This window comes from Agromyces arachidis (genome assembly GCF_052805135.1).
Genome location: NZ_JBRBDK010000022.1, coordinates 1 through 1,721, shown reverse-complemented (window position 1 = coordinate 1,721; position 1,721 = coordinate 1). Strand labels below are relative to the sequence as shown.

Genomic DNA, 1,721 nt, shown 5'->3' with positions numbered 1-1,721 from the left:
CTCGAACCAGTCCCCATCCACCACCGGAATCACATTGTCCCGATCCGGCACAAACGACGGCTCCGGCAGACGCGAGAGGAACGTGTCCAACGAGTCCCCCTGATCCGCCAGGACCAAACCCTCGAGATCCAGCGAGAAACGACCAAACAGCGCACCCGCCGAATATGAGAGGAAGTCACGCAGAATGCGGCCCCTTTCGTCGAGGCGACCTTCATACGTCAGGGTTGTTCCTTTGGATTCGTTTGACTTCGACTCACCTAGTGCCCGAGCGATGACGGACTCGAAATGTTCGGTGGCGGAGCGGCGTTCTGCGCAGGTTGCGATGAAGGCGTGAACTGCATCCTCCATTCGTGAACCAGCAGCAAGTAGTGGAGATCGATTGAAGTCCCAGGCGAGCTCGGACTCGTCCCAATCGAGTCGAGCGATCGCGACAAGCTCTTGCGCAGCGGACTCGATCAGCGCATCAAAATCGGGAACTGGAATCTTGGACACGTACCCGAGTTCGTATCCAATAGATGGACTAAGCAGCGAGAGATACTCCGACGACCACCGATCATTGAGAACGCCTAGCAGGAATTGCTCACTCAGCCCTGTGGTTGGGTATAGCGTTTGCCCGGCGTTCGAGACGACCGAACCGGTCGGCAGAAACCGAAAGCTTGCCGATCCTGAGGTTGCCGTGGACCACGTCACCGCGGGCCTGAAGTAGAAGTCTTCAGCGCCGATGACGAATCCGAGATTGCCGTTGAGGTACGGATACTTGCGATTCGATTCCTCTTTGATTTCCCGACCGTCATCTTCCCAATTGACGACGTAGTCAAGGTTGCCGTACCAACGACGCTCACTTCCTCCCTTGCAGAAAGGGAACCATCGGGCACCCGACGCAACTGCGCTCACGCGGTCCGAGGCTTGAGGCTCGAACCGATGGCGGCTCACCTCGTACCACTGGCGAAGGAAGCGATTGTTATCCGACGTCGACATCCCGTGCTTGAGAGTTGCCACGTCTTCAAGAAGCGGCAGGGAATCGAAAGCCGTCAGCTGCTCACGGGTTGCCCAGAAGGCAACAGGCTCGCCCGGAATGATGTCCAGATCACGCATTCGTATGGTGGCCGCAAGTTCATTCTCGGGCGGAAAAGAGTACGGCTCGCCCGTCTCATCAATCTCCCAATACCGAAGGGAGAAGCATGCGGTGCGAGCCCCGCGGTCAACACCGAGGGATTGGACGAAGGCGACCGTTCCAAAGTTGATGCCCATGCTGGTTCGGCCGCGTCCCTGATACGGCATGTGGATCAGTGAGAGCAGACGCCTTCTACGCATCACCTCGACCCTGAAGTCCTCGAATCCTCCTTGAAACATCCATGACTCCATCGTCACGAATGCCGCGATCGCGTTGGTAAGCGCCAACATGCCCGCGCGCTCAATGAACATCGCGAGCAGATCACGTCGCGACTTCTTGAACTGGCGCTTCGCGAAGCTCTGAAGCGTGGCTCCCATGTTGCCGGATCCCATGTATGGGGGGTTGGCGACAACGACGTGGTACCGCTGCGACAGGTACTCCGTCTGAGTCAGCACCAACCGGGCACGTTCGTGGAGTTCCTCACCGATCAGATCCGTCGGCGGGTTCGCATCCAAATGCTCCCGCAGCGGCCCGATCAGCTCCTGGTCCGGTTGCAGCAACGCCCCGAACGTGTCCGCATCCGCGAACAGGTTCCAGAACGCTTCCT

At 58.5% G+C, this 1,721-nt stretch carries 1 protein-coding gene; it reads right to left on the bottom strand.

Translation table 11 applies throughout. The features are described 5' to 3' along the window. Positions 1–1,721: Eco57I restriction-modification methylase domain-containing protein (locus ACUY4T_RS14410; protein ID WP_446019657.1), on the bottom strand; the 1,721-nt coding region annotated here is incomplete at both ends.